The following is a 22,507-nucleotide window of genomic DNA, read 5'->3' as shown; positions in this document are numbered from 1 at the left end:
TGAGCATTTGGCTGTGGGCCTGAAACGAAAGCCCGCCGAATGCGACAGCCGTTTCAGGGTGTGACGATCGCGGGCGCGGGCAGCATGCGGCGCAACGCCTCGAAGAACAGGTCCGACTGTTCCCTTTCCCCCTGCACCTGGGTCGCCACGCGCCGGGCGATTTCTGCAGGCACGGGCGCGAGCGGCCGGCAGGTGCTCTGCGCCAGCACCTGGTGCAGGCAGGCGCGCTCCAGGTAGTAGAGGTCGTCATAGGCATGGGCGACGGTGGCACCCGCCACGATCACGCCGTGGTTGGCCAGGAAGGCGACGTCCTTGCCCTGGTCGGCGGCCATGGTGCGCGCGATGCGCTCGCCTTCGGCATCGTCCAGCGCCAGGCCGTTGTAGTGTGGATCGATGGCGATGCGGTTCATGTAGCGCATCGCGTTCTGGCTCAGCGTCGGGTCGAGCGCGCGGTCGGCCGTGAGCGTGAGGGCGGTGGCATAGGGTGCATGCACATGCATGACCACCGCATGGCCGGTCAGCCGATGGATGGCGCCGTGGATGAACAGGGCCGTGGGCTCCACGCGATGGCGGCCCGCCAGCACCTGGCCGTGCACGTCGATCATCACGATGTCGTCCGGGCCGACCTCACTCCAGTGCAGGCCGCGCGGATTGATGAGGTAGCGCGCCGGCTCGCCGGGCAGCATCACACTGAAGTGATTGCAGACGCCTTCGCCGAGACCGTGGTGCGCCGCGGCACGCAGGGCCAGGGCGAGGTCGGCGCGCAGCTGGCGTACGGTGGGGCTGTGGAAATCGGTGGTGGCGTCGAGGGTCATGGGGAGAGAGGAGGCGGACAAGGCAGCCGGACAGCGGTCGCTCGAACGGGAGAAAGCGCCGATTGTGGCGCCTGCATCCCGCCGTCCTCAAACCGACCGCGTTCCTGCGCCTGCCACCGCGCGCAAGGCCCGCAACGGGCTTCTCTCAGCGGTGCGCAAAGGCCGGCTGCACGCCGCCACCGGCAGTGGCACGCGGTAGCTCCGCGCCCATGTCCACACCGCGGTGCTCGCGGCTGAACAGGATCAGGCCCGCGATGACCACCGCGACCGTACCCGCCACCACGGCCATCGCAAACGCATAGTCGTTGCGGCGTGAGGTCGCGAGCGATGCTTGCATGGTCGCGTTGACCGAAGCCAGTAGGTTGCCCAGCTGGTAGACAAGGCCCGGGAAGGTGGCCCGCAGTGCGGGTGGCGAGATCTCGTTGAGGTGCACCGGGATCACGCCCCAGGCGCCTTGCACGCTCAGCTGCATGAGGAAGGCGCCCGCCGCCAGCGCGGCCGCCGAGTGCGAATAGGCCCACAGCGGCAGCACGGGCAGCGCGAAGAGGGCGGCGCCGAAGATGGTCCACCGGCGGCCGATGCGCTCGGAGAGCGTGCCGCAGGCCAGGCCACCCACGATGGCGCCGATGTTGAGCACGATGGTCACCATCGACACGGTGTGCGCGTCGAAGCCATGCTGCACGCGCAGGAAGGTCGGGTACAGGTCCTGCGTGCCGTGCGAGAAGAAGTTGAAGGCCGTCATCAGCACCACGGCGTAGAGGGCGAGCTTCCACTGCTGGCGCAGGCCGGCCAGCAGACTGGGCCGGGGCTGGCTGGCCATCTGCTTCCATGCGGGCGATTCGGGCACATGCGAACGCACGTAGATCACCAGGAGCGCCGGCAGGATGCCGACGAAGAACATGCCGCGCCAGCCGATGTGTGAATAGAACAGGCCGAACACGAGCGACGCCAGCAGAAAGCCCGTGGGATAGCCGGCCTGCAGCAACCCGGAGACGAAGCCGCGCGATCGCGCCGGTACCGTCTCCATGGTCAGCGCCGAGCCCACGCCCCATTCGCCGCCCATGGCGATGCCGAACAGCGCGCGCAGCACGATCAGCGTCGCCAGGTTGGGCGAGAAGCCCGACAGCAGCTCCAGCACGGCATAGCAGAGGATGTTGGCCATCATGGTCGGCCGGCGGCCGAAGCGGTCGGCCAGCCGCCCGAAGATCAGCGCGCCCACCGGCCGCATGGCCAGCGTGAGCGTGATGGCGAGCGCCACGGAAGGCAGCGGCGCGTGGAACTCGGCCGCGATGTCCTTCAGGATGAACACCATCAGGAAGAAGTCGAAGGCGTCCAGCGTCCAGCCGAGATAGCTGGCGGTGGTCACGTGGATCTGCTCGCGGGTCCAGGTCATGGGGTGTTCTCCTTGGGTTGTGCAAGCGTTGCGCCTGGCACGGAGGAGGAACGACCGCCGGTGTCGGTGTGCAGCGTGGAGCCACTCTAGGCCGATGGCGCCGGCGATGCCAGTCGGACGCGGTCTTCTAGAGGGCCGCTTAAGACTGGCCTAAGGATGCGCGCGGGGTCGGGACGTTACTTGTCTCGACCGGCCTTGCAAGCCCTCAGGACTGCTGTCGCCGAAGCACGGCGACATGGACCGGCGTGCGCACGACGAAGCCGAGGTCCTCGTACAGCGAGATCGCCGCGGCGTTCGTCGTCCACGCGTGCAGGAAGGGCAGGTCGCCGCGCTGCTGGATGTCGGCTGCCACCGCGGCCGACAGGCGGCGCGCCAGACCCTGCCCACGGAAGTCCGGATGCGTGCAGACGCCGCTGATCTCCACATGACCGGGAAAGCGCATGCGCTCGCCGGCCATGGCGGCCAGACGGCCGCCGACGCGTACGCCGACGAAGCGGCCCAGCGTGTGGGTGCGGGCGAAGAAGGGTCCGGGTTCGGTGAGCCGGGCCAGGGCCAGCATCTCGTCTGCATCTGCGTCGCCGAGCACCGCCATGTCCTCATCGACGTGAAGGCGTCGTGTGGCGACCAACTGCACACCTGCGGCCGCCTTCACGACTTCCAGGCCCGAAGGAACGGCGATGGCCGGCACCTGCAGCAGATACACGCTGTCGCCGGCGGGGCCGAGAAGGCCGGCGAGTGCGTCGAGGCTGTCCGCACCTTCATCCGCCGTGGCGGCAAAGCCATGGAGATCGGGCAAGAAGCGCCGGGCGCGCTCATCGCCAAGTGCCCAGTGCGGCTGATGTTGCAGACTGGCCCAGACGGGTCGGTCGAGTGCGGACATGGTTGATATCCCTGGATGCGCTGGAGTTGGGTCGCCGGCTCGCGCATTCTGGATCGCAGGGACCGGCGAGAGGGCATCGCCCGCGTTCGGGCGCAGGCCGGTGTAGGTCAATGCCAGGCTGGCGTCAACCGGGCGGCCAAAGAAAAAGCGGCCCGATGGGCCGCTTCGTTCTTCGCCTGTGCAGGCAGGGCTCGATCAGTAGCGCTTGCCGCCACCGGAGTAGCCGCCACCGCCACCGCCGGAGTAGCCACCGCCACCGCCGCCACGACGGCGATTGCCACCACCGCCACCGCCATTGCCGCCACCACCACCGCCGCCGCCATTGCGACGGCCGCGGCCGAAGGTCGCCTCGACGCTGGTGCGCAGCGGATCGGGCTGGCCCGACGGGCCGCCGTAGGACTCGGCGCGACGATGCGCGACCACGTCCGCATGCGAGGGGCTGGTCGTGTTGCCGTAGTGCTTGGGCTGGCGCTCCGGACGGTCCTCGTACAGGGCATGCGCCGGCGCATTGCCGCCGCCGTGGCCGCCCGTGCCGCCATGGTGGCGCTTGGGACCGTTGTTCTGCCGCGGCGGGCGCTGGTCGCCGTTGCCGCCACCCGCGGGCTGGCCGCCGGCGCGCTGCGGCTGGGGTTGCTGGCCACGGCCGCCCTGGCCCTGACCCTGGCCGCCGGCCTTCTTCTGGCCGCCACGCTCGCCCTGGCCCGCCTTGTTCTCGCGGATGCGGGTCATCATCTCCTGGCGCGCAGCCCGGGCTGCGGCGGCCATCACTTCACGGCTCGGCGGCTTGCCGGCGCCGCCCCACAGGGTCTGGCGGCCCATGGCGATGGGCTCGGCGATCTCGCCTTCGTCGGGGCCGAAGCCTTCCAGCGTCTCGACGGGGATCTGCTGCTTGGTGAAGCGCTCGATCTCCTGCATGAAGCCTTCCTCGTCCAGGCAGACCAGGCTCACGGCCTGGCCTTCCTTGCCCGCGCGGCCCGTGCGGCCGATGCGGTGGACGTAGTCTTCGGGCACGTTGGGGATTTCGTAGTTCACCACATGCGGCAGGTCGTCGATGTCGATGCCGCGGGCCGCGATGTCGGTGGCCACCAGGGCGCGGATCTCGCCGCTCTTGAAGCCGGCCAGCGCCTGCGTGCGGGCGCTCTGGCTCTTGTTGCCGTGCAGCGCCATGGCGGTGATGCCGTTCTTCTCCAGGAACTCGGCCACATGGTTGGCGCCGAACTTGGTGCGCGTGAACACCAGCACCTGGCTCCAGTCGTGCTGCTGGATGATGTGCGCCAGCAGCTGCTTCTTCTTGCCACGGCCCACCGGGTGGACCACCTGCGTGATGCGCTGCACCGTGGTGTTGCGCGGCGTGACCTGGATGCTCTGCGGATTGCGCAGCAGACTGTTGGCCAGCTCGCGGATGTCGTCGCTGAAGGTGGCCGAGAACAGCAGGCTCTGCTTGTCCTTGGGCACCAGGGCCAGCACCTTCTTCACGTCGTGGATGAAGCCCATGTCGAGCATGCGGTCGGCTTCGTCCAGCACCAGGATCTCGACCGTGGACAGGTCCAGATGGCCTTGCTGCTGCAGGTCGAGCAGGCGGCCCGGCGTGGCCACCAGGATGTCCACGCCGCGCTTGATGCGCTCGATCTGGGGGTTCATGCCCACGCCGCCGAAGATGACGGTGGAGCTCAGCGGCAGGTACTTGCCGTAGGTGCGCACGGATTCCTCGACCTGGGCGGCGAGTTCGCGCGTGGGGGTCAGCACCAGGGCGGCGATGCCGTCTTTGCCGAACTTGTTGGTCTTGCCCTCGCCCTTGGACAGGCGGTGAAGCATGGGCAGGGTGAAGGCGGCGGTCTTGCCGGTGCCGGTCTGCGCGCCAGCGAGGAGGTCATGGCCTTCGAGGACGGCCGGGATGGCCTGGGCCTGGATGGGGGTAGGGGTTTCGTAGCCTTGCTCGCGCACGGCCTTGAGGATGGCCGGAGCCAGCTTCAGTTCGTCGAAGTTCATTCGGTAGTTACTTGCGGGCGCCATGCACGGCGCGGTGTTCTTCTTGCGTCCACCCGCCGCGATGGCGCTGCTTGGGCGCGAACCGGGCCAGTCGAGGTGGAAAGGGAGGTAAGGCGGGAGCCTGGAAGGATGCGAATCCGTCGTCCCCGGCGAAGAGCCGTGTTGCGGGTGACTGTGCCCGGCAACGCCCCGATTGTGGCACGAGTTCCGGGCCAGCGTGCCCGTGGGCCGCGTCAAGGAGGGATAATCGATGGTTTTCGCGCTCGCCCGGCACCGGGCCCCTCCCTCATCCGAGCGCGTTCCCCACCCCGCACCGACAAGAAGCCATGGCCCAGTACGTCTACACCATGAATCATGTCTCCAAGACCGTGCCGCCCAAGCGGCAGATCTTGAAGGACATCTCCCTTTCGTTCTTTCCCGGCGCCAAGATCGGCGTGCTCGGCCTCAACGGCTCGGGCAAGTCCTCGCTGCTGAAGATCATGGCCGGCGTGGACAAGGAGATCGAGGGCGAGGCCCTGCCGATGCCCGGCCTGTCCATCGGCTACCTCGAGCAGGAACCGAAGCTCAACCCCGAGCACACCGTGCGCGAGGCCATCGAAGAGGCGATGAGCGAGGTCAACAACGCCAAGAAGCGCCTCGAAGAGATCTACGCCGCCTATGCCGAACCCGATGCCGACTTCGACGCCCTGGCCGCCGAGCAGGGCGAGCTGGAGGCGGTGATCGCCGCCGCCGGCACCGACAGCGAGCACCAGATCGAGATCGCCGCCGACGCCCTGCGCCTTCCCCCCTGGGATGCCAAGGTTGGCATGCTCTCCGGCGGCGAGAAGCGCCGCGTGGCCCTGTGCCAGCTGCTGCTGTCCAAGCCGGACATGCTGCTGCTCGACGAACCGACCAACCACCTTGACGCCGAATCGGTCGAGTGGCTGGAGATCTTCCTGCAGCGCTTCACCGGCACCGTGGTGGCCATCACCCACGATCGCTACTTCCTCGATAACGCCGCCGAGTGGATCCTTGAACTGGACCGCGGCCGTGGCATTCCCTACAAGGGCAACTACTCCGAATGGCTGCTGCAGAAGCAGAACCGCCTGGAGGCCGAGCAGAAGGGCGAGGAAGCCCGCGCCAAGGCCCTGAAGAAGGAACTGGAGTGGGTGCGCCAGAACGCCAAGGGCCGCCAGGCCAAGAGCAAGGCCCGCATCCAGCGCTTCGAGGAACTGAGCGACTACGAATACCAGCGCCGCAACGAGACGCAGGAAATCTTCATTCCCGTCGCCGACCGACTGGGCAGCCAGGTCATCGAGTTCAAGGGCGTGAGCAAGAGCTTCGGCGACCGCGTGCTGATCGACAACCTGTCCTTCAACATTCCGGCCGGTGCCATCGTCGGCATCATCGGTCCCAACGGTGCGGGTAAATCGACGCTGTTCAAGCTGATCGCCGGCCGCGAGCAGCCTGACAGTGGCGAGGTCGTGATCGGCCAGACCGTCAAGATGGCCTATGTGGACCAGTCGCGCGACGCGCTGGCCAACGAGGCGACCGTGTGGGAAGACATCTCGGGCGGCCTGGACATCATCAACGTCGGCAAGTTCCAGATGGCCAGCCGCGCCTACGCGGGCCGCTTCAACTTCAACGGCCAGGACCAGCAGAAGAAGGTCGGCAACCTGTCGGGCGGCGAACGCGGCCGTCTGCACTTGGCCAAGACGCTGATCCAGGGCGGCAACGTGCTGCTGCTGGACGAACCGTCGAACGACCTGGACGTGGAAACCCTGCGCGCGCTGGAAGACGCCCTGCTGGAGTACGCAGGCACCGTGCTGGTCATCAGCCACGACCGCTGGTTCCTGGACCGCATCGCGACCCACATCCTGGCGGCCGAAGGCGACTCGCAGTGGGTGTTCTTCGACGGCAATTACCAGGAATACGAGGCCGACAAGAAGAAGCGACTGGGTGAAGAAGGCGCCGCGCCCAAGCGGGTGCGCTTCAAGGCGCTCAAGTAAGACTAAACGCGGGGCGGCAGCCTCGCGCCACCGGGCCCGCTGTCGGGCCGTGGCGCCCTGCCGGCAATGCCGCATTCACCAGGGCCCGCAGCGCCGCGAGGCGATGCGGGCCTTGTTGCGTGGGCGCGTGACCGGGTGCGGCTCGTCCGGATACGTCGAATTGCACTGTTAAATCCCGTGAACTCGTCGATATAGTCCCCACCCGGCGCGCCATACTCGGCGCCAGATACCGGACCTTTCCCATGCCCACCATCGACCAATTCATCGACAGCTTCCAGACCGCCGTGGACTTCCAGGAGCCGGTCGACGTCACCCCCGAGACCGAACTGCGCAGCCTGCCCGAGTGGGACTCGCTGGCCGCCCTGGGCGTGATCGTGATGTTCGACGTGGACTACGGCAAGACGATCACCGGCGACGACCTGAAGAACTGCGTGACCATCGCCGACCTGTACAAGCTGCTCGGCTGATCATGGGCCTGTCCACGCTTCACCACGTGCGGCTGGCCGGCGTGGCCAGCTGCGTGCCGCGGCGGGTACTGTCCAACCTGGAGGACTGCCCGCCCTCGATGCGCTCCGAGCGCGAGCGCCTGGTGCGCAACATCGGCATCCAGACGCGGCGCATCTGCCCCGACTGGCAGTGCTTCTCGGACCTGGCCTTCGAGGCCACGCAGAAGCTGCTCGACGCCCTGGACTGGAAGCGCGAGGAGGTGGACGCGCTGATCGTGGTGACCCAGTCGCCCGACTACCTGATCCCCGCCACCGCCATCATCCTGCAGGACCGGCTGGGGCTGTCGCACGCCACCATCGCCTACGACGTCAACCTGGGCTGCTCAGGCTACCCCTTCGGCCTGCACATGCTCGGCAGCATGATCGCCGCCGGTGCCGTCAAGAAGGGGCTGGTGCTGGTGGGCGACAAGTCGGCCAAGGTGGTTGATCCGCTTTTTTCCGACGCCGGCACCGCCACCGCGCTGGAGTTCTCGGCCGACGCGCCGCCGATGCATTTCGACCTCAACAGCGACGGCAGCGGCTACCGGGCCATCATGCTGCCGGCCGGCGGCCACCGCGAGCCCTACGGCGTGGAGCACCTCATTCCCACCCGCGACGAGCACGGCGTGCTGCGCTCCCCGGCGGACCTGATCCTCGACGGGCCGGCAGTGCTGAGCTTCTCGACCCAGCGCGTGCCGCCTGCCGTGGAACGGCTGCTGGACTATGCCCAGGCCGACAAGGCGGGCGTGGACCATTTCGTCTTCCATCAGGCCAACCGGATGATCAACGAGACCATCCGCAAGAAGCTGGGGTTGCCGGCCGAAAAGGTGCCGTCCACCCTGCACGACCTGGGCAACACCAGCGGCGCCTCGCTGCCCGTGACCATGACCGCCCGCCTGCACGACAAGCTCGACGGCGGCCGCGCGCGCATGCTGCTCAGCGGCTTCGGCATCGGCCTGTCGTGGGGCTCCGTGCTCCTCGAGGTGGACGGCGCGCGCTTCATTCCGATGATCGAGGCATGAGCGCCGGCGCGGCCGATCCCTTCTCGCTCGCGGGCAAGCGCATCCTGGTGACGGGGGCGTCCTCGGGCATCGGCCGTCAGACGGCCATCGCCTGCGCGCAGCAGGGCGCCCAAGTGATCGTCACCGGCCGCGATACGGCGCGGCTGGCCGCAACCGCCGAGGCCCTGGCCGGCGAAGGCCATGTCCAACTGGTGGCCGACCTGACTGTGCCCGAACAGCTGACGGCGCTGGCGGAGCAATGCGGCGCCATCGACGGCGTGGTGCATGCCGCCGGCATCTCGCGCCTGGTGCCGCTGCGCATGCTCAAGCAGGCCCATCTGGACGAGATGTTCGGCCACAACGTCTACGCGCCCATCCTTCTGACCAAGGAACTGCTGGCCCGCCGGCGACTGCAGGCCAAGGGATCGATCGTGTTCGTGTCGGCGGTGGCTTCGCATGTCGGTCCGCTGGCCAGCAGCGCCTACTCGGCCAGCAAGGCCGCCTTGCTGGGCTGCATGCGCTCGCTGGGCCTGGAGGTGGCCAAGCAGGGCATCCGCGTCAACTGCATCGCGCCGGGCTATGTGCGCACGCCCATGCTCGACGGCCTGGCGACCGGCGGCCTCAACACCGACGACTATGCGGCGCTCGCGCCCCTGGGCATGGGCGAGCCCCAGGACGTGGCCCTCGCCGCCGTGTTCTACCTGGCCGACGCCAGCCGATGGATCACACGCAACTACTTCGTGATCGACGGCGGGCTGACCGTGCCCATGGACATCTACGCATGACGGACCCGTTCTCGCTGAAGGGCAAGCGCATCCTCGTGACCGGCGCCTCGTCGGGCCTCGGCCGGCAGATCGCCATCTCGTGTGCGGCCCGGGGTGCCACGCTCATGCTCACCGGTCGCGATGCCACGCGTCTCGGTCAGACCTTCGATGCCCTTGCCGGCAGTGGTCATCAGCGCATGGTGGCCGAGCAGACCCGCGCAGAGGAACGCGAGGCGTTGGTGCGTGCCGGCCCCGCGCTGGACGGCGTGGTGCACTGCGCCGGGCGCCAGATGCTGTCGCCGGTGCGCCTGCTCAGCGAGAAGCTGATGACGCAGATGTACGAGGTCAACTTCCTGGCGCCCGTCATGCTGACCCAGCAACTGCTGCAGCAGCGCAAGCTGCAGGCCGGCGCGTCGGTGATCTTCATGCTCTCGACCTCGGCCCACATCGGCACACCCGCGGTCGGCCCTTACTCGGCGATGAAGTCGGCCCTGCTGGGCTTCATCCGCTGCATGGCCATGGAACAGGGCAAGCACGGTATGCGGGTCAACGGCATTTCCCCGTCGGTCGTGCCCACGCCCATGTGGGGCGAGCATGACCAGACCGAACCGCTGCAGGCCCAGCGTGCGCGTCATCCGCTCGGCCTTGGGACGCCCGAGGACGTGGCCAACGCGGCCATCTACCTGCTCTCCGACGCCAGCCGCTGGGTCACCGGCACCAGCCTGGTGATGGACGGCGGCGTGGTGCTGTAAGCCTTCATCGACCCGCTTTTCGTCTGCCACCCATGCGCTCCCGCATGCATCCCAGGTACTACCTGGACGACGCCATCTTCGAGCGCGAACAGCGCAAGATCTTCCGCAAGCTCTGGGTCTTCGCGGGGCTCAAGACGCTGTTGACGCGGCACCACGGCTTCATCACCCGGAAGATCGCGGGCGTGCCGGTGGTCATCCAGAACTTCAACGGCCGGCTCAAGGCCTTCGAGAACGTCTGCCTGCACCGCAGCGCCCTGATCCAGACCGAGCCGGTGGGCTGCCGGCCACTGGTGTGCGGCTACCACGCCTGGCGCTACGGCGAGGAGGGCGAAGTCGCGCACATGCCCGACGCGGACACCACCTACCGCCTCGAGCCCGAGGAGAAATGCGGGCTGCGCCTGCGGCAGTTCGCGCTTCGCGAAGTGGGCAATGTGCTGTTCATCAACCTCGACCCCGAGCCGCTGCCCTTCGAGGAGCAGTTCTCGCCCGACTTCATCGCCTCGCTGGAGAGCAGCTCGCTGGCCTACGACGCCGAAGTCATGGTCACGACCTGGCGCGGCAAGTACAACTGGAAGCTGGCGTATGAGAACCTGCGCGATGCCAACCATCCGCGCTTCGTGCATCCGACGACGCTGGGCCGCGTCGTCCAGTTCCGGCCCGCCGTCGACGAAACCCAGTGTGCCGACAGCCTGCAGGAGTTGCAGGAGACCACCCAGGCCGCGTTGCGGCGCGAATTGCGCCGGTTCAGTTACGGTGGCTACGACACCGCGATCCATGACATGCAGCGCTTCGGCTGGCACGACCTGGTCGAGCGCTGGGGCGAGGATGACGCCTATTTCAACTGGCTGGCCTTTCCCAATCTGCACATCGCGAGCGCCAACGGTGGCCATTCCTTCACCATCGAGCATCACGTGCCCGTGTCGCCCGGCGTCACGGATATGGAGGTGTACCGCTTCAGCGCCCGCAAAAGGAGACCCTTCGCGTTCTCGAACGCGGTGTTGCTGGCCGAGATGCACGGCAGCAAGGTGGTCACAGGCGAGGACGTGGCGATCATGGAACAGGTGCAGTCCGGCCTCCATGCGGATGCGCCCCTGCCCACGCAGGGAGCCTACGAAAGCATGAACCGGCTGGTCGAGCGGTGGTACGCCACCGTCATGGACTCGGCCTCGTCCGTCTCACAGACATGGCCATGACGAAGAAGTGGATCATCGGCGACGGCGTGCACCTGGCGCGTGCCTTCCACGCCTGGTCGTCGCAACGGCCCGAGGACGGCGTGTGCAAGGTGGCCATATCGCAGAACGTCGCCTACGAATTCGACCTGTCCCCCCTCGATGGACTGTCCCCGCAGGACGGCAGCGCCTTCGTCGCCATCAACGAGCGCTTCGGCAATTTCAAGCGCACGGAGCTGATGGCGCTGGTGATGGCCCGGGGCTTCAAGCTCGAGGCCTTCGTCAGCACGCAGGCGTTCATCGGGCCTGGGACGAAGGTGGGACCGAACGCCTACGTCGCCGCGGGCGCAGCCGCCGGCCTGAACTGCCGCATCGGATTCAACGCGGTGCTGCTGACCGGGGCCCTGGTGGGCGACGGCGTGACGCTCGGCCCCTCCTGCTGGCTGGAGCCCGGCGTGGTGGTGGGCGACGGCGCGCACATCGGGGCCCACTGCACGCTGCGCAGCGGCGCCGTCGTGGCGCCGGGCGTGCGCATCGGCCGCAACTGCGAACTCGGATGGGCGCAGCGCTATGGCGCCGACGTGCCCGACAAGACCATCTTCGACCCACGCTACGACGCGCCGATCTACACCTATGAAGCATGACGCACTGCCGGCCGCCGGCCTGACGCGCGAACAACTCCGACGCACGCTGCTGGACGTCGCATCCCGGGACGACGCGGAATGCGACCTTGCACGGATCGCCGACATCGGCGCACGCCCGGTATTCCTGCTGGCACCGCTGTCGCTTACCGGCTGCCTGCACGGCGCCAGGGTGGCGGCCCAGCTATCCCAGGTGGTGGCGGCCGTCGACGACGTGACGCCGCAGGACACCATCCACGGCGCGCCGCGCTGGACCAGCGAGCGCTTCGTGCGGGAAGCCCATCGCCTGCCGAACGCCGTGGTGGTGGACTTCTCGTGCAGCGCGCGCGGCCGCGCCATGGTCGAGCGCCTGTGCCAGGCCACCGGGCTCGAGCGCATCGTGCTCACCCGGCTCGATCCCCAGCTGGAGAGCCTTTCGCGCCGGCCGGTCTTCCTGCTTTCGGCATCGTCCGTCCTGGGCGCCATGCATGCACAGACCCTGGCAACGGCCGCGGGGCAGGTGATCGCCAGCGTGGAGGAGACGGCCGCCGAGGCGCTGCCGGGTTGTGGTGTGCTGTGGCGGCCGGCTGATTTCCTGGCACGCGCCGGCGCGCACGCCGATGCGTTGGCCATCGACTTCTCCTACGAGGCCGAGTCGCGCGCCCGGATGCGGGCCTTGTGCGAAAGCGCCGGTGTGGTCTATGCAGACTGCATGCCGGTACTGGCCCACAACGGCCAGTATGCGGTGTATGAGCCCACGCGGATCTATCGGCAGCGCACGCTCGCCCGGCTGGACGATTTCCTGGCGCTGGCCGATCGGCTGGAGGACGAGGCGAGCGTGGCCACGCTCTACCGCAACCTGCTGTTCCGGCTGAGCTACGACCGCGAATGGCTGGCGCCCATCGTGTCTCCCCCTGAGGACGAATACTTTTCGGCCCGTGCCGACACGGCGACCTTCCAGGTTGGGCAGAACGAACATTTCTGCGATTGCGGCGCCTACCAGGGACCGGTGGTCCAGCGCTTCCTGGACGCCTCCGGCGGCCGCTACGCGAGCATCACCGCCGTCGAGCCCGACGGCGTGAACCACGAGGCGCTGGAGCGCATGGGCCAGGCGCTGCCGCGCTTCAGAGCGATCAACAAGGCGGTGTCGAACGCGCAGGAGGTGCTGCGTTTCAAGGAGACAGGCACCATGTCCAGCCACGTCACGCCCGACGGCACGGTTTCGGTGCCGACCATGCGCCTGGACGACGAACTGGAGCACCTGAGCCTGCTCAAGATGGACGTGGAAGGCTTCGAGGTGAAGGCGCTGGAGGGTGCATCGCGCCTGGTGCAGACCCAGCGGCCGCGCATCGCCGCCTGTGTCTACCACTACTCGCTGGATCTGCTCGACGTGGTCGGGCAGCTGGACCGCCTGGTCGACGACTACCACTTCCGCCTGCGTCAGCACACGGGCGGCTACTACTACGACCTGGTGCTGTACGGCTCGCCCGTGGCAGGCAACGCGCCGCCCGCCTGGGCGCGCTGATCGCCGTCAGCGGCCCTCGTAGATCTGCACCGGCAACGGAAACAGCGGATCGATGAAGGTCCCATCCGCCAGCGATTCGGCGTAGGCCCCCGGCACGTCGACCACGCAGTGCCGGCCGATCGAGAGGCCGCCGGCCAGGCGCACGTCGCGGCCGATCAGCGCATGGGCACCCACCTGGGTGTGCGCGCCCACGCTGGCGCCGGCGCCGATCCAGCCATGGGCGCCCAGTTGCACGCCGGCGTCCAGCCGTGCGCCATCGCCCACGATGGTGTCGTGGCCGAGGCGTACGCCATGGGCCACCAGGGCACCTGCGCCGATCCAGCAGTTCTCGCCGATGCGGGCATCGGCCGCCACGAAGGCCGACGGATGCCGAAGGCTGCTTGCGCGAAAGCCGCGCAGCCGCGCGGCCGCGTACACGTGCAGCCGCGCATGGTTGATGGCCTGCGTGTCCAGCGCGGCGAAGAAGACCGTGCTTGCGGAGTCGAAGTCCGCCAGCAGTGCGGTGGTGTCGGCCGCCGCGTTGTCGGCCGAGGTCAGTCGCAGGCGATGCAGCGTGCGGCCTTCGGCGATCAGCGGCCAGCAGGCCTCGATGGCGTCGAAGAGCTTGCCGAAGCCCACGAGCGCCAGGGCAGGGATCGCGCCGGCGCTCATGCCGGGGACTCCATCAGCTGGCGGTAGACCAGGGCCACCCGCCGCAGTTGCGCCTCTTAGGCGCCATGGCGCGCCACCGGTCCGCCCTCGTGCAGGCCGCGCTGCATCGCCTCCAGGATGACGCGGTCCTCGTCGAGCACCCTCTTCTCGCCCTTGAGGTGGCCCCACAGGATGGCCGGCAGCGCCGGGATGCGTTGCGTGGCGCGCGCGGCGCACAGCGTGAAGTGGACGTCGGTGCGGTCCGGCGACACCGGGTCGAACTGCTGCACCAGGAAGACGTAGCCGCCCACCGAGATGAAGTTGACGTTCGGATAGAGGAAGTGGTTGTAGTAGACGTCCGCGTCGCCGAAGCGCTCCACCAGCGCATGCCAGGGCCTGGGCTGGATCTGCAGCGGCGTCTCGCTGGCATAGCTCAGCTCGTGCAGCGCGGCCGTCGTCACCGGCGGCAGGTCGGCCGGCACCCGAGGGTCGTTGGCAGCACCCTTCGCCATCAGCGGCCGGAAGGTGCGCGGATGCACGAAGGGCACGTGGTTGAAGTCGAGCACGTTCTCGAAGTTGAGCTTCCAGTTGTAGGCCGACGGAATGGCCGCATGAATGGCCTGATTGCCGAAGTGCCCGCTGATGGCCGCCAGCGAGGCGCGCAGCTCTTCGCTGAACTGTTACTCGATGGGCAGCGGCGTTGGATCGAGATTGACGAAGACCAGGTTGCCGATGCACTCGACGGCGAACTCGTCCAGGCAGAGCCGCTCACGGTCAGCGGTGGGGTAATGGTAGAGCCGGTCTTCGCCGGGAATGCCGCGCACCCGGCCCTCGGCGTCGAAGCTCCAGCCGTAATAGCCGCACACCAGCTTGCGGCTGCCATAGGCCTCGGTCTGCAGCGGCGCCTGGCGGTGCGGACACTGGTTGCGGAAGGCCTTGATGCAGCCCTCCAGGTTCTGCACCAGCACAGGCACGCCGCCGATGGTGCGGGTGAGAAAGCTGTCGGGCTCGGCCAGCAGCGTGCGCAGGCCGGCAAAGATCCACAGCCGGCGGAAGATGCGCGCCTGCTCCTGGGCAAAGACGGCCGGGTCGATGTAGTCGCGCTGGGGCAGTCCGGGATACATCGGGATGTCAGCGGAAACTGAAGCGCTTGGCGGGATTGCCGAAGACCGTGGTGCCCGGCGCCACGTTGCCGATCACCACGCTGCCCGCGCCGATCACCGCGCCGTCGCCCACCTTCACGTCCGGAAGGATGGTGGCATGCGGATGGATGGTGACGTTCTCGCCGATCTGCGCGCCGCCGCCGATGAAGACGAAGCTGCCGATGGTGGTGTAGGAGCCCACGTGCACGTCGTAGCCGACGATGGTGTTGGCCAGCACGATCACGAAGCTGCCCAGCTTCGCATCGGCGCCGATGGAGACATGGTGCTCGAACAGGCAGCCGACGCCCATGCCCACCCGGTCGGAGCGGTGCAGCTTGGGCATCAGGTTCATGAAGTCCGCGCCCTGTGCGAGCAGGGGTTCGGCATAGCGGCGGCGCTGCGCCGGATCGCCCAGGGCGCACACGAGGATCTGGCCCGGCTGCCAGCGGAAGCTTTCAGGGTCGCCCACGATGGGCAACTCGGCCACCTGCGGCAGGCCGGGGCGGTTGTCCAGGAAGCCGCGCACCACCCACTCGGTACCGTGGGCGGAGTCCGAGCGCGCCACGGACGCCATGTTCCGGCCGAAGCCGCCGGCGTTGATGATGTAGACGTCTTTCATGTCGGAGAAGCCGAAGTCAACGCAGCGCCTCGGCACAGGCCTGGATCAGCCGGTGCTGCTGCGCGGCGGTCATGCCGAGGAAGAAGGGCAGGCCGAGCACCGTCTGCGCCAGCTGCCGCGCGCGCGGCACGGCCAGCGGCTCGCACAGCGGCTGCAGGGCCGGCATGTCGTGCAGCAGTGGCTGGTACCAGCGGCGCGTCATGATGCGTTCGGCGGCGCAGCGGCGTTCCAGCCGTTCGCGCGCATCGGCGTCGCGCAGGCGAAGGCACAGCGAGGTGGGGGCCAGGCGGTCGCCGCCACCCGCTGCTGCCTGCCACGCGACGGCGCCGCCAGTCGCGTCGTCGATGCGTTGCATCAGCGACGTCTGCAACTGCTGGCGAGATTGGGCATGCCCGTCCCAGACCTCGAGGGAAGCCAGTGCCACGGCCGCGTGGAACTCGCTCATCTTGGCGTTGGTGCCCAGCGTGGCCAGTGCGCCCTGCGGCAGCGCCGCCGCCGGATCGAGGTTGATACCGAAGTTCGAGCGCTGGCGCACCTGCGCCGCCAAGCCGGGTCGCGAGGACACCACCAAGCCACCTTCGCCCGCTGGCAGGCTCTTGGTGGTATGCAGGCTGAACACGAGGGTGCCGTGCCCGTCCGCCAGCCATTGGCGGCCGAAGGCGGCCGCGGCATCGATGATCACCGGCACGCCGGTGCTGTCCTCGAAGGCCTGCCAGGCGGCCGCATCGTGCGGCATGCCAAAGGTCGCGACGGTGAGAACGGCGGCGATCTGCCGGCCTTCGCACGCCTGCCGCGCGATCCCGGGCGTGAGCTGCCAGGTCGCGGCATCGACATCGGCCAGCACCGGCGTGAGGCCGGCACTGGCCACCGCCGTGGCCGTGGCCGCAAAGGTGAAGGTGGGCACCAGCACGTGCGCCCCGGGCGGGAGGCCCAACGCGCGCAGCGCGAGCTCGAGTCCCTGGGTGGCATTCGCCACCGTGGCGATGCTGTCATGGCCGACGGCAAAGCGATCGGCCATCGCCGTCTCGAGCGCATGTACCAATGGGCCGAAATTGGAGTAGTGACGCGCCTCGTGCATGCGCGCGAGATAGGGCATGAGCCGCTCTGGCGTCGGCATGTCCGGCACCAGCAGGGGAATCCAGGGCAATGCGGCCTGGTCCGGCACCGCGGATGCAGGGGCCGTTCCTGCAGACCGGTCGTCGGCGCCGCGCCGCTCAGCCGCCTCCGCGACTGCGGCAAGGGCAGCATGGGGCACGGCCGGGGCGGCGCTCATGCGGGCAATGCGGCGTCGGCGTCCGCGGTCGCGCCGGCCAGGGCGTTCGCCGAAGCCGCCGAAAGGTCCGTCCAGCGGTACTCCCCGGCAAGCAGGTTGAGCCACATGAGCCGGAATGCCTGCTCGAGCTCGCGCGTGCGCGCGGCGTAGTCCATGAGCGGCCCGGCCTGCATGCGCGCGCGGGCGTCGTGGCGGAAGCGCCGCAGGCCCTCCGGATCGTCCAGTCGCCGCAGCACGGCCGCGATGTAGGTTTCGGCGTCGCGAGCCACGTCTTCGTCGAGGCCCAGACCCTGAAGGGTGCGCGCGCTGCCGGCATCCACGCCCCGCTCCGCATCCATGGCAATGACCGGCAGGCCCATCCACAGGGCATGCAGCGTGGTGGTGCCACCCGACACCGGCGAGGTGTCGAGGGCCACGTCGGCAATGTGACCGAGTTCCATGAACTGCGCCAGCGGCTGCTGGTGCATCACGAACACGCGGTCCAACGGCATGCACGCTGCCTCGACCCGGGCCTGCATGGCGGCCTGCGCTGCCTCGGGCGTGCGCTCCTTGACCATGATGACCAGTTCGGCATCGGTACGCGCCGCCAGGATGCGCGACCACAGCCGCAACATCGAGTCGGTGATCTTGGCGGAACTGTTGAGCGAGATGAGCGTGGGGTGGCCCTTGCGCAGCATCGGTGGTTCCAGGCACATCGGCGAATCCGGGGGCGGCGTGTAGCTGGCCATGCATGCCACGCGGAAGAGTCGCTCGCTGTAGAAAACGTCGTGGCCGGCTGGCGCGATGCCGCTGTCGACGATGCGGTAGTCCATCGCCTTCATCCCCAGGGGTTGCATGTAGCCCAGCCAGGTCACCTGCACCGGTGCCGCCCGGCGCGCGAAGGTGAGCAGCCGGTTGCCCTCGGTGTGACCCGAGAGGTCGACCAGCACATCGATGCGATGCGAGCGGATCAGCGCGCACAGCGCCTCTTCGGACAGCTCCGGCACGTCGAACCAGTGCGGCACATGGGCCTGCAACTGGTCGGTGAAGTCGTCCCGCGGACCCACGCTGTAGACGTGCACATCCACCTGCGCCGGGTCATGGTGCTCCAGCACCGATGCCATGAAGAAGGCGATGGAATGGCGCCGGAAGTCGGCCGACACGTAGCCGATGCGCAGCCGGCGCGTCGGGCTGCGGTCGTCCACGGGCATCGGCAGCGCCCGGACCGTCAGCGGGTCTGCGAAACGGGTGCCCCAGTCCCGGTAGACCTGCAGGGCTTTGAGCGGATCGGCGCTGGCGTGGCTGTGCATGTACGCCCGCAGCTGCCACATGGCCGAATCGGCCGTGCGTGCGCAGACCTCGTCGATCAGCGCCAGGGCTTCCTCGCGCTGGCCGCTGTTGTAGCGGGCGAAGGCCAGGCCGTGCTGGGCCCAGGCATGGCCGGGCTGCAGTGCCAGGGCCGTCTCCATGCACATGGCCGCATTGGCCCAGTTCTCCAGCCGCAGGAAGCCGCGGCCCAGGTGCACCCAGGCGTCCACGTGCTGCGGATCGTGGGTGATGGCCTGCGAAAAGTGCTGCATGGCCGCCTCCAGCCGGTAGGCCTGGACCTCCTCCAGCCCGCGCAGGACGGCCGCATGGGCCAGCGCAGCGGCGGCGGCGGTGGGCGGAAGGTCGGTGTGGACGGGCATGGCGGTGGTGGGCAGGAGGGTGGGGCGGGCGAAAGGGGCGCGGGCGCTCAGGTGTGGGCGATGGCCAGTGTGCGAAGCAGCGAGCGGTTGATCTCTTCGGCGCTCATGTCGAAGCGCGCGCGGGTGGCGCGCACCACGGCCGGGTTGTCCTGGCCGAGGGCCTGGGCCACCTGCAGCACGCTGGCATAGGGGCCGCTGCCGCGCAGCACCGCCTCGACCAGCGCCTCTGGCAGTGCAAGACGGCCCAGGGCGGTGCGCATGGGCTCGTCCATCACCAGATCCAGTTGGGAGAACAGACCGCACAGGTAGACCTCGCGGCGCAGCTCTTCCTCCACGCCGGCTTCCATCAGCTCGGCGGCCAGGTGGGCGCGCAGCACCATGGAGGCGTTGGCGGGCTGCAGGTTGCGGTCGTCGCTGGTGTGTGGCAGCTGTTCGGCAAGCCAGGCATCGAGCGTGCGGTAGCCCAGCATCATCACGCCGTGGCGCAGCGAAGTGATCCGGCGCCGAAGGCCCAGGCTCGCGGAGTTGAGATGCAGCAGCAGGCGATAGGCCAGGGCGGGCTCCTGCCCGAACTGCAGTTCAAGCTGGTCCAGCGACTGCTCGGACTCCAGGGCCTGCATGGTGCGGATCACGGCGCGCCGCGTGGGCGGCAGCGGCTGGCCCTTGTTGCGGTGGAGCACGTCCTCGATGGGCCAGCCGGCCACGGCCCAGGCGGCGCGCTGGTCCAGCGCGTGCTCGACCAGGGCGAGGCTGGCGGCGCCCACCACGATCTGCTCGGGCTCGATGGGGCTGGCCGCCAGTTGGGCCTGGGCGGCGGCCCGCTGTGCCGGATGGCGCGGGTCGGCGTCGCGTGCACGCAGCACGGCTTGCAGGGCGCTGGCGGCGTGGCTCACCTCCAGTTGCATGAGACGCGGGGAAGAACGGCCGGGGAAGTCGGGGCGTCGCGGTCCGGGGCCGCTGGCCGCGATCAGGATGCCGCCGCGGCTGCGCGCCGCGCGCGCAGCCTGGAGCAGTTCCTCGTCGCCCAGCCAGTCGACCGGCACCTCGACCATTGGCGAATCGCCATCGGCCTGCTCCAGCATGCCCATCAGCAGCCGCGGGGAGCGGGCGGCCACGAGCAGGGTCGGCGATTCGGCCGTCCACATCTCGGTGAGGCTGCGCAACAGATGCGCGCCATCGGCCTGGGCGCCGTCTTCATAGGCCAGCAGGCGGATGCCGGCGAGCTCGCGCCGGCGGTTCCACAGGAGCTGGTAGCAAAGGGTCAGACTGCCGAGGACGGATTGGGCCACGATTCGGTCGGGGGTGGGGACTGGGCCTGCCGGCAGGCCTCAGCCGAGATAGTTGAACAGAGAGAGCTTCTGGATCTGAGCATAGGTGCCCAGGGCGGCAGAGTACATGGTCTGTTGGCTGGTGATATCCGAAAGTACCTGGACGGTGTCGGCGTCCTCGGCGTCGGCCCGCACTTTCTCCAGCTGATCTCCACGGGTGGTGAGCCGGTCGCCGATGGTGTCGGCGCGGTTGAGCAGCTCGCCCGCCTGGCTGCGCGCCGCCGACAGCTTGGCAAGGCCGGCGTCCACCTGCGCGAGCCCGCGCGACACGGCCTGCGTGGTGCGCCCGGCCGAGCCGTCGAGCACGCCGGCAATGGCCTGGTCCATGACGGCGAACACGCTCTGGGTGGTGGATGGCTTGACGTTCAGTGTGTCCCCATCGGCAGGCGAACCGCTGGCGGTGAAGGACAGGCCGCCGAACTGGATGGCCTGGCCGCTCTTGTAGGCGGCGCCGGAGACGACGGCCTGCTGCGTGGTGGTGTCGAGCACGTCGTAGGTGGCGCTGCCGTCGGCACCGACGGAGAACTTCACCTGGTAGTCATGGCCCGTGAGCGCGGAGGGGTCGAGGACCTGCCCGGTGTCGGTGTGCACTTGGGTGGTGCTGCCGCCCTGGTTGACCTCGAAGACGCCGTTGCCCGTGGGCACGTCCATCCAGGTCGCGTAGCCGTCCAGTACGCCGGGCACGCCCGTGTCCGAGGGGGCAGCCTGGCCGGACACGCCCTGGTAGCTCACCGTGCCGCCAGCATCGGTGAAGGGCCGGGCGGTGCTGCCCAGCCCGCCGAACAGCGGCAGGCCATCGGCATTGGCGGTGTTCGCGTATGACAGCAACTGGTCGCGCAGCGCCGTCATCTGCTGGGCGATGGACTTGCGGTCAGCGGCCGATAGTGCACCGCCGCCGGCCTGGACGAGCAGCGAACGGAAGGTCTGCAGGGTGGTCACCGAGTCGCCCAGGGTCGACTCCACGCTCGTCATCGAGGCCTTCTGTGCCTGCAGGGCGCGCTGCTGGGTCTCAACGCGCGCCACGCGGGTGGTGGCGCGCTCGGCCTGCGCCGCAGCCAGCGGGTCGTCGCTCAGGCGGTTGATCTTCTTGCCGGTGTTGACCTGCTCCTGCAGGTCGGCGAGCTGCGCCTGCCGCTCTGCGAGGCGCTGGGCGGCGGTCTCGCGCAGGTTGGGGGTCGAGATGCGTTGGATGGTCATGCGGGGCACCCTGGCGCTCAGCGCACGCTGGACAGCAGCGAGTCGAAGATGTTCTGGGCGATCTGGATCACCCGGGCGGAGGCCTGATAGGCCTGCTGGTAGGCCAGAAGCTTGGTCGCCTCCTCGTCGAGGTTGACGCCGGTGCTGTTGGCCCGCGCCGTCTCGGTGCTGGTGGCGATGGCCGAGGACACCTGCGCCGCGTACTTGGCACCCTGGGCCCGCACGCCCACGCGCGCGATGAGGCCGGCATAACCATCCGACAGGGGAGAGCCGTCGATCACCTTCTGGTCGGCCAGGCCCTGCAGCGCCTGGGCATTGCCGCTGTTCTGCGCCGTCATGGCTGCCGTGGCGGCCTGTACCGTCACCGTGTCGCCGGCCTTGGGCACGCCGGTCAGCGTGAGCGACCAGCCGTTGACCTGGATGGCCTCGCCCGCCGTGTAGGGCTGGTTGTTCAGGTTGCCCGTGCCGGTTCCGCTGATGTTGTAGGTCCCGTCGGTGTTGAAGGTCAATGTGGCCGTGGCCGTGAGGTTGGCATTCTGTGCGCTGGCATACACGCCTGAGACCGCCAGGCTGCCGGTGTTGGCCGTGCCGGTGCTCGCCTGCACCGGACTGCCCGCGGCCACGGCGCTGGCTGAGCCCAGTGCCACGGCCACCTTGCCCGCCGCCTGCGAGAACGGCTCGATGCGGTAGACGTCGCCGGGGGCGCCGGCGCCAGATTGAAGGTTGATCGACAGGCCGTCGATCTGGGCCGGCAGGCTGGTGAAGCTGCTCACCGCGTTGTCCGACAGCCGCCGCACCTGGTAGCTGCCGTCGGGCTGCACACTGAGCGCATAGGACGAGGGCACCAGAGCAGAGACATCGCTCACGGTGGTCGCGAACACCGCGTTGCCGGTATTGGTGGCGGCCGGCGTCGAGGCCGGCACGTCGATGCTGCCGAACAGGGCGTTGCCGGTCTCGCCGTTCAGGCCGACCCCCAGCGAGTGCTGGGCATTGACCGTGGTCGTCATGGTCAGGGCCAGCCGGCCGAGCAGATTGCGGGTGTCGGGAAGGTCCTCGTTCAGGAAGCGCAGCTGCCCCGCCGCAGCGCCGCCGCCCAGGGCATCGGCATCGAGGTGGGCCACCACGCTGCCGCGCGTGATGTCCAGCGTGCTGCTGCCATCGGCCGCCGTGCCCACCGACACCTTGCCGGTGCTGCTGCCCAGCACCAAGGCCTGATTGCCCACGAAGACGGAGAGCGTGCCGTCATCCGCGACTACGGTGCTTGTCTGTA

Annotated in this window: 21 protein-coding genes; 8 read left to right on the top strand and 13 right to left on the bottom strand. The window is 68.8% G+C overall.

What is annotated here, in order from left to right; all coding sequences use genetic code 11:
- Positions 1-53: 53 nt before the first annotated feature.
- The 4 genes from QZ772_RS13280 to QZ772_RS13265 form a co-directional block, all read right to left on the bottom strand.
- Positions 54-815 carry an aldolase gene (locus QZ772_RS13280; RefSeq protein WP_295526949.1) on the bottom strand — a complete coding sequence of 254 codons (762 nt, stop codon included), beginning with the start codon at positions 813-815 and terminating at the stop codon, positions 54-56.
- Between the two features lie 145 nt (positions 816-960).
- Positions 961-2,208 carry an MFS transporter gene (locus tag QZ772_RS13275; RefSeq protein WP_295526946.1) on the bottom strand — a complete coding sequence of 416 codons (1,248 nt, stop codon included), beginning with the start codon at positions 2,206-2,208 and terminating at the stop codon, positions 961-963.
- A 205-nt stretch (positions 2,209-2,413) separates the two neighbouring features.
- Positions 2,414-3,088 carry a GNAT family N-acetyltransferase gene (locus tag QZ772_RS13270; RefSeq protein WP_295526943.1) on the bottom strand — a complete coding sequence of 225 codons (675 nt, stop codon included), beginning with the start codon at positions 3,086-3,088 and terminating at the stop codon, positions 2,414-2,416.
- 195 nt (positions 3,089-3,283) lie between these two features.
- Positions 3,284-5,077: a DEAD/DEAH box helicase gene (locus QZ772_RS13265; protein ID WP_295526940.1), complete on the bottom strand. Its 1,794-nt coding sequence runs from the start codon at positions 5,075-5,077 to the stop codon at positions 3,284-3,286.
- A gap of 326 nt (positions 5,078-5,403) precedes the next feature.
- Here QZ772_RS13265 and ettA point away from each other — a divergent pair, with 326 nt between their 5' ends.
- The 8 genes from ettA to QZ772_RS13225 all read left to right on the top strand — a co-directional run bounded on the left by ettA (position 5,404) and on the right by QZ772_RS13225 (position 13,381).
- Entirely contained in the window at positions 5,404-7,065 is a 1,662-nt protein-coding gene (gene ettA / locus QZ772_RS13260; RefSeq protein WP_295526937.1) for an energy-dependent translational throttle protein EttA, read from the top strand.
- Between the two features lie 242 nt (positions 7,066-7,307).
- Positions 7,308-7,532, top strand: a complete 225-nt coding sequence (locus QZ772_RS13255) for an acyl carrier protein (RefSeq protein WP_295526934.1) — start codon at positions 7,308-7,310, stop codon at positions 7,530-7,532.
- Positions 7,533-7,534: 2 nt separating this feature from the next.
- On the top strand, positions 7,535-8,572 hold the full coding sequence (locus QZ772_RS13250; RefSeq protein ID WP_295526931.1) for a ketoacyl-ACP synthase III: 1,038 nt from the start codon (positions 7,535-7,537) through the stop codon (positions 8,570-8,572).
- Positions 8,569-9,336: an SDR family oxidoreductase gene (locus QZ772_RS13245; RefSeq protein WP_295526928.1), complete on the top strand. Its 768-nt coding sequence runs from the start codon at positions 8,569-8,571 to the stop codon at positions 9,334-9,336. Before QZ772_RS13250 ends, QZ772_RS13245 begins: the two co-directional genes overlap by 4 nt.
- Positions 9,333-10,067, top strand: coding sequence for an SDR family oxidoreductase (locus QZ772_RS13240; protein WP_295526925.1), 735 nt, complete (start codon positions 9,333-9,335; stop codon positions 10,065-10,067). Before QZ772_RS13245 ends, QZ772_RS13240 begins: the two co-directional genes overlap by 4 nt.
- Positions 10,068-10,099: 32 nt before the next feature.
- A complete protein-coding gene (locus tag QZ772_RS13235) occupies positions 10,100-11,260 on the top strand; it encodes an aromatic ring-hydroxylating dioxygenase subunit alpha (RefSeq protein WP_295526922.1) in 1,161 nt (386 codons plus the stop codon).
- Positions 11,257-11,880: a DapH/DapD/GlmU-related protein gene (locus QZ772_RS13230; RefSeq protein ID WP_295526919.1), complete on the top strand. Its 624-nt coding sequence runs from the start codon at positions 11,257-11,259 to the stop codon at positions 11,878-11,880. Before QZ772_RS13235 ends, QZ772_RS13230 begins: the two co-directional genes overlap by 4 nt.
- A complete protein-coding gene (locus QZ772_RS13225; protein ID WP_295526917.1) occupies positions 11,870-13,381 on the top strand; it encodes an FkbM family methyltransferase in 1,512 nt (503 codons plus the stop codon). The genes QZ772_RS13230 and QZ772_RS13225 overlap by 11 nt, the downstream gene beginning before the upstream one ends.
- A 6-nt stretch (positions 13,382-13,387) precedes the next feature.
- Here the strand turns inward: QZ772_RS13225 and QZ772_RS13220 are convergent, their stop codons facing one another.
- From QZ772_RS13220 to QZ772_RS13180, 9 genes are all read right to left on the bottom strand, one after another.
- A complete protein-coding gene (locus QZ772_RS13220; protein WP_295526915.1) occupies positions 13,388-14,032 on the bottom strand; it encodes a DapH/DapD/GlmU-related protein in 645 nt (214 codons plus the stop codon).
- A 56-nt stretch (positions 14,033-14,088) separates the two neighbouring features.
- Positions 14,089-14,616, bottom strand: coding sequence for an RHO alpha subunit C-terminal catalytic domain-containing protein (locus QZ772_RS13215; RefSeq protein WP_295526952.1), 528 nt, complete (start codon positions 14,614-14,616; stop codon positions 14,089-14,091).
- A gap of 75 nt (positions 14,617-14,691) precedes the next feature.
- On the bottom strand, positions 14,692-15,135 hold the full coding sequence (locus QZ772_RS13210; RefSeq protein ID WP_295526912.1) for a Rieske (2Fe-2S) protein: 444 nt from the start codon (positions 15,133-15,135) through the stop codon (positions 14,692-14,694).
- Positions 15,136-15,142: 7 nt separating this feature from the next.
- Positions 15,143-15,772 (bottom strand): acetyltransferase, encoded by a 630-nt coding sequence (locus tag QZ772_RS13205; RefSeq protein WP_295526910.1) that lies wholly within the window; start codon positions 15,770-15,772, stop codon positions 15,143-15,145.
- A gap of 16 nt (positions 15,773-15,788) precedes the next feature.
- Complete coding sequence (locus QZ772_RS13200; RefSeq protein ID WP_295526907.1) at positions 15,789-17,045, bottom strand: aminotransferase class I/II-fold pyridoxal phosphate-dependent enzyme; 1,257 nt, start codon at positions 17,043-17,045, stop codon at positions 15,789-15,791.
- Positions 17,042-18,712, bottom strand: coding sequence for a tetratricopeptide repeat protein (locus QZ772_RS13195; protein ID WP_295526904.1), 1,671 nt, complete (start codon positions 18,710-18,712; stop codon positions 17,042-17,044). Before QZ772_RS13195 ends, QZ772_RS13200 begins: the two co-directional genes overlap by 4 nt.
- A gap of 47 nt (positions 18,713-18,759) precedes the next feature.
- Positions 18,760-20,001: an HDOD domain-containing protein gene (locus QZ772_RS13190; RefSeq protein WP_295526901.1), complete on the bottom strand. Its 1,242-nt coding sequence runs from the start codon at positions 19,999-20,001 to the stop codon at positions 18,760-18,762.
- 39 nt (positions 20,002-20,040) lie between these two features.
- Positions 20,041-21,237, bottom strand: coding sequence for a flagellar hook-associated protein FlgL (gene flgL / locus QZ772_RS13185; RefSeq protein WP_295526898.1), 1,197 nt, complete (start codon positions 21,235-21,237; stop codon positions 20,041-20,043).
- Positions 21,238-21,254: 17 nt separating this feature from the next.
- A partial coding sequence (locus tag QZ772_RS13180) for a flagellar basal body rod C-terminal domain-containing protein (RefSeq protein WP_295526895.1) occupies positions 21,255-22,507 on the bottom strand: 1,253 nt, incomplete at its 5' end.

Source organism: uncultured Pseudacidovorax sp. (assembly GCF_913773995.1).
GTDB lineage: Bacteria > Pseudomonadota > Gammaproteobacteria > Burkholderiales > Burkholderiaceae_C > Xenophilus.
Note: the sequence above shows the minus strand (reverse complement) of the source record. Positions and strands in the feature narration are given on the sequence as shown.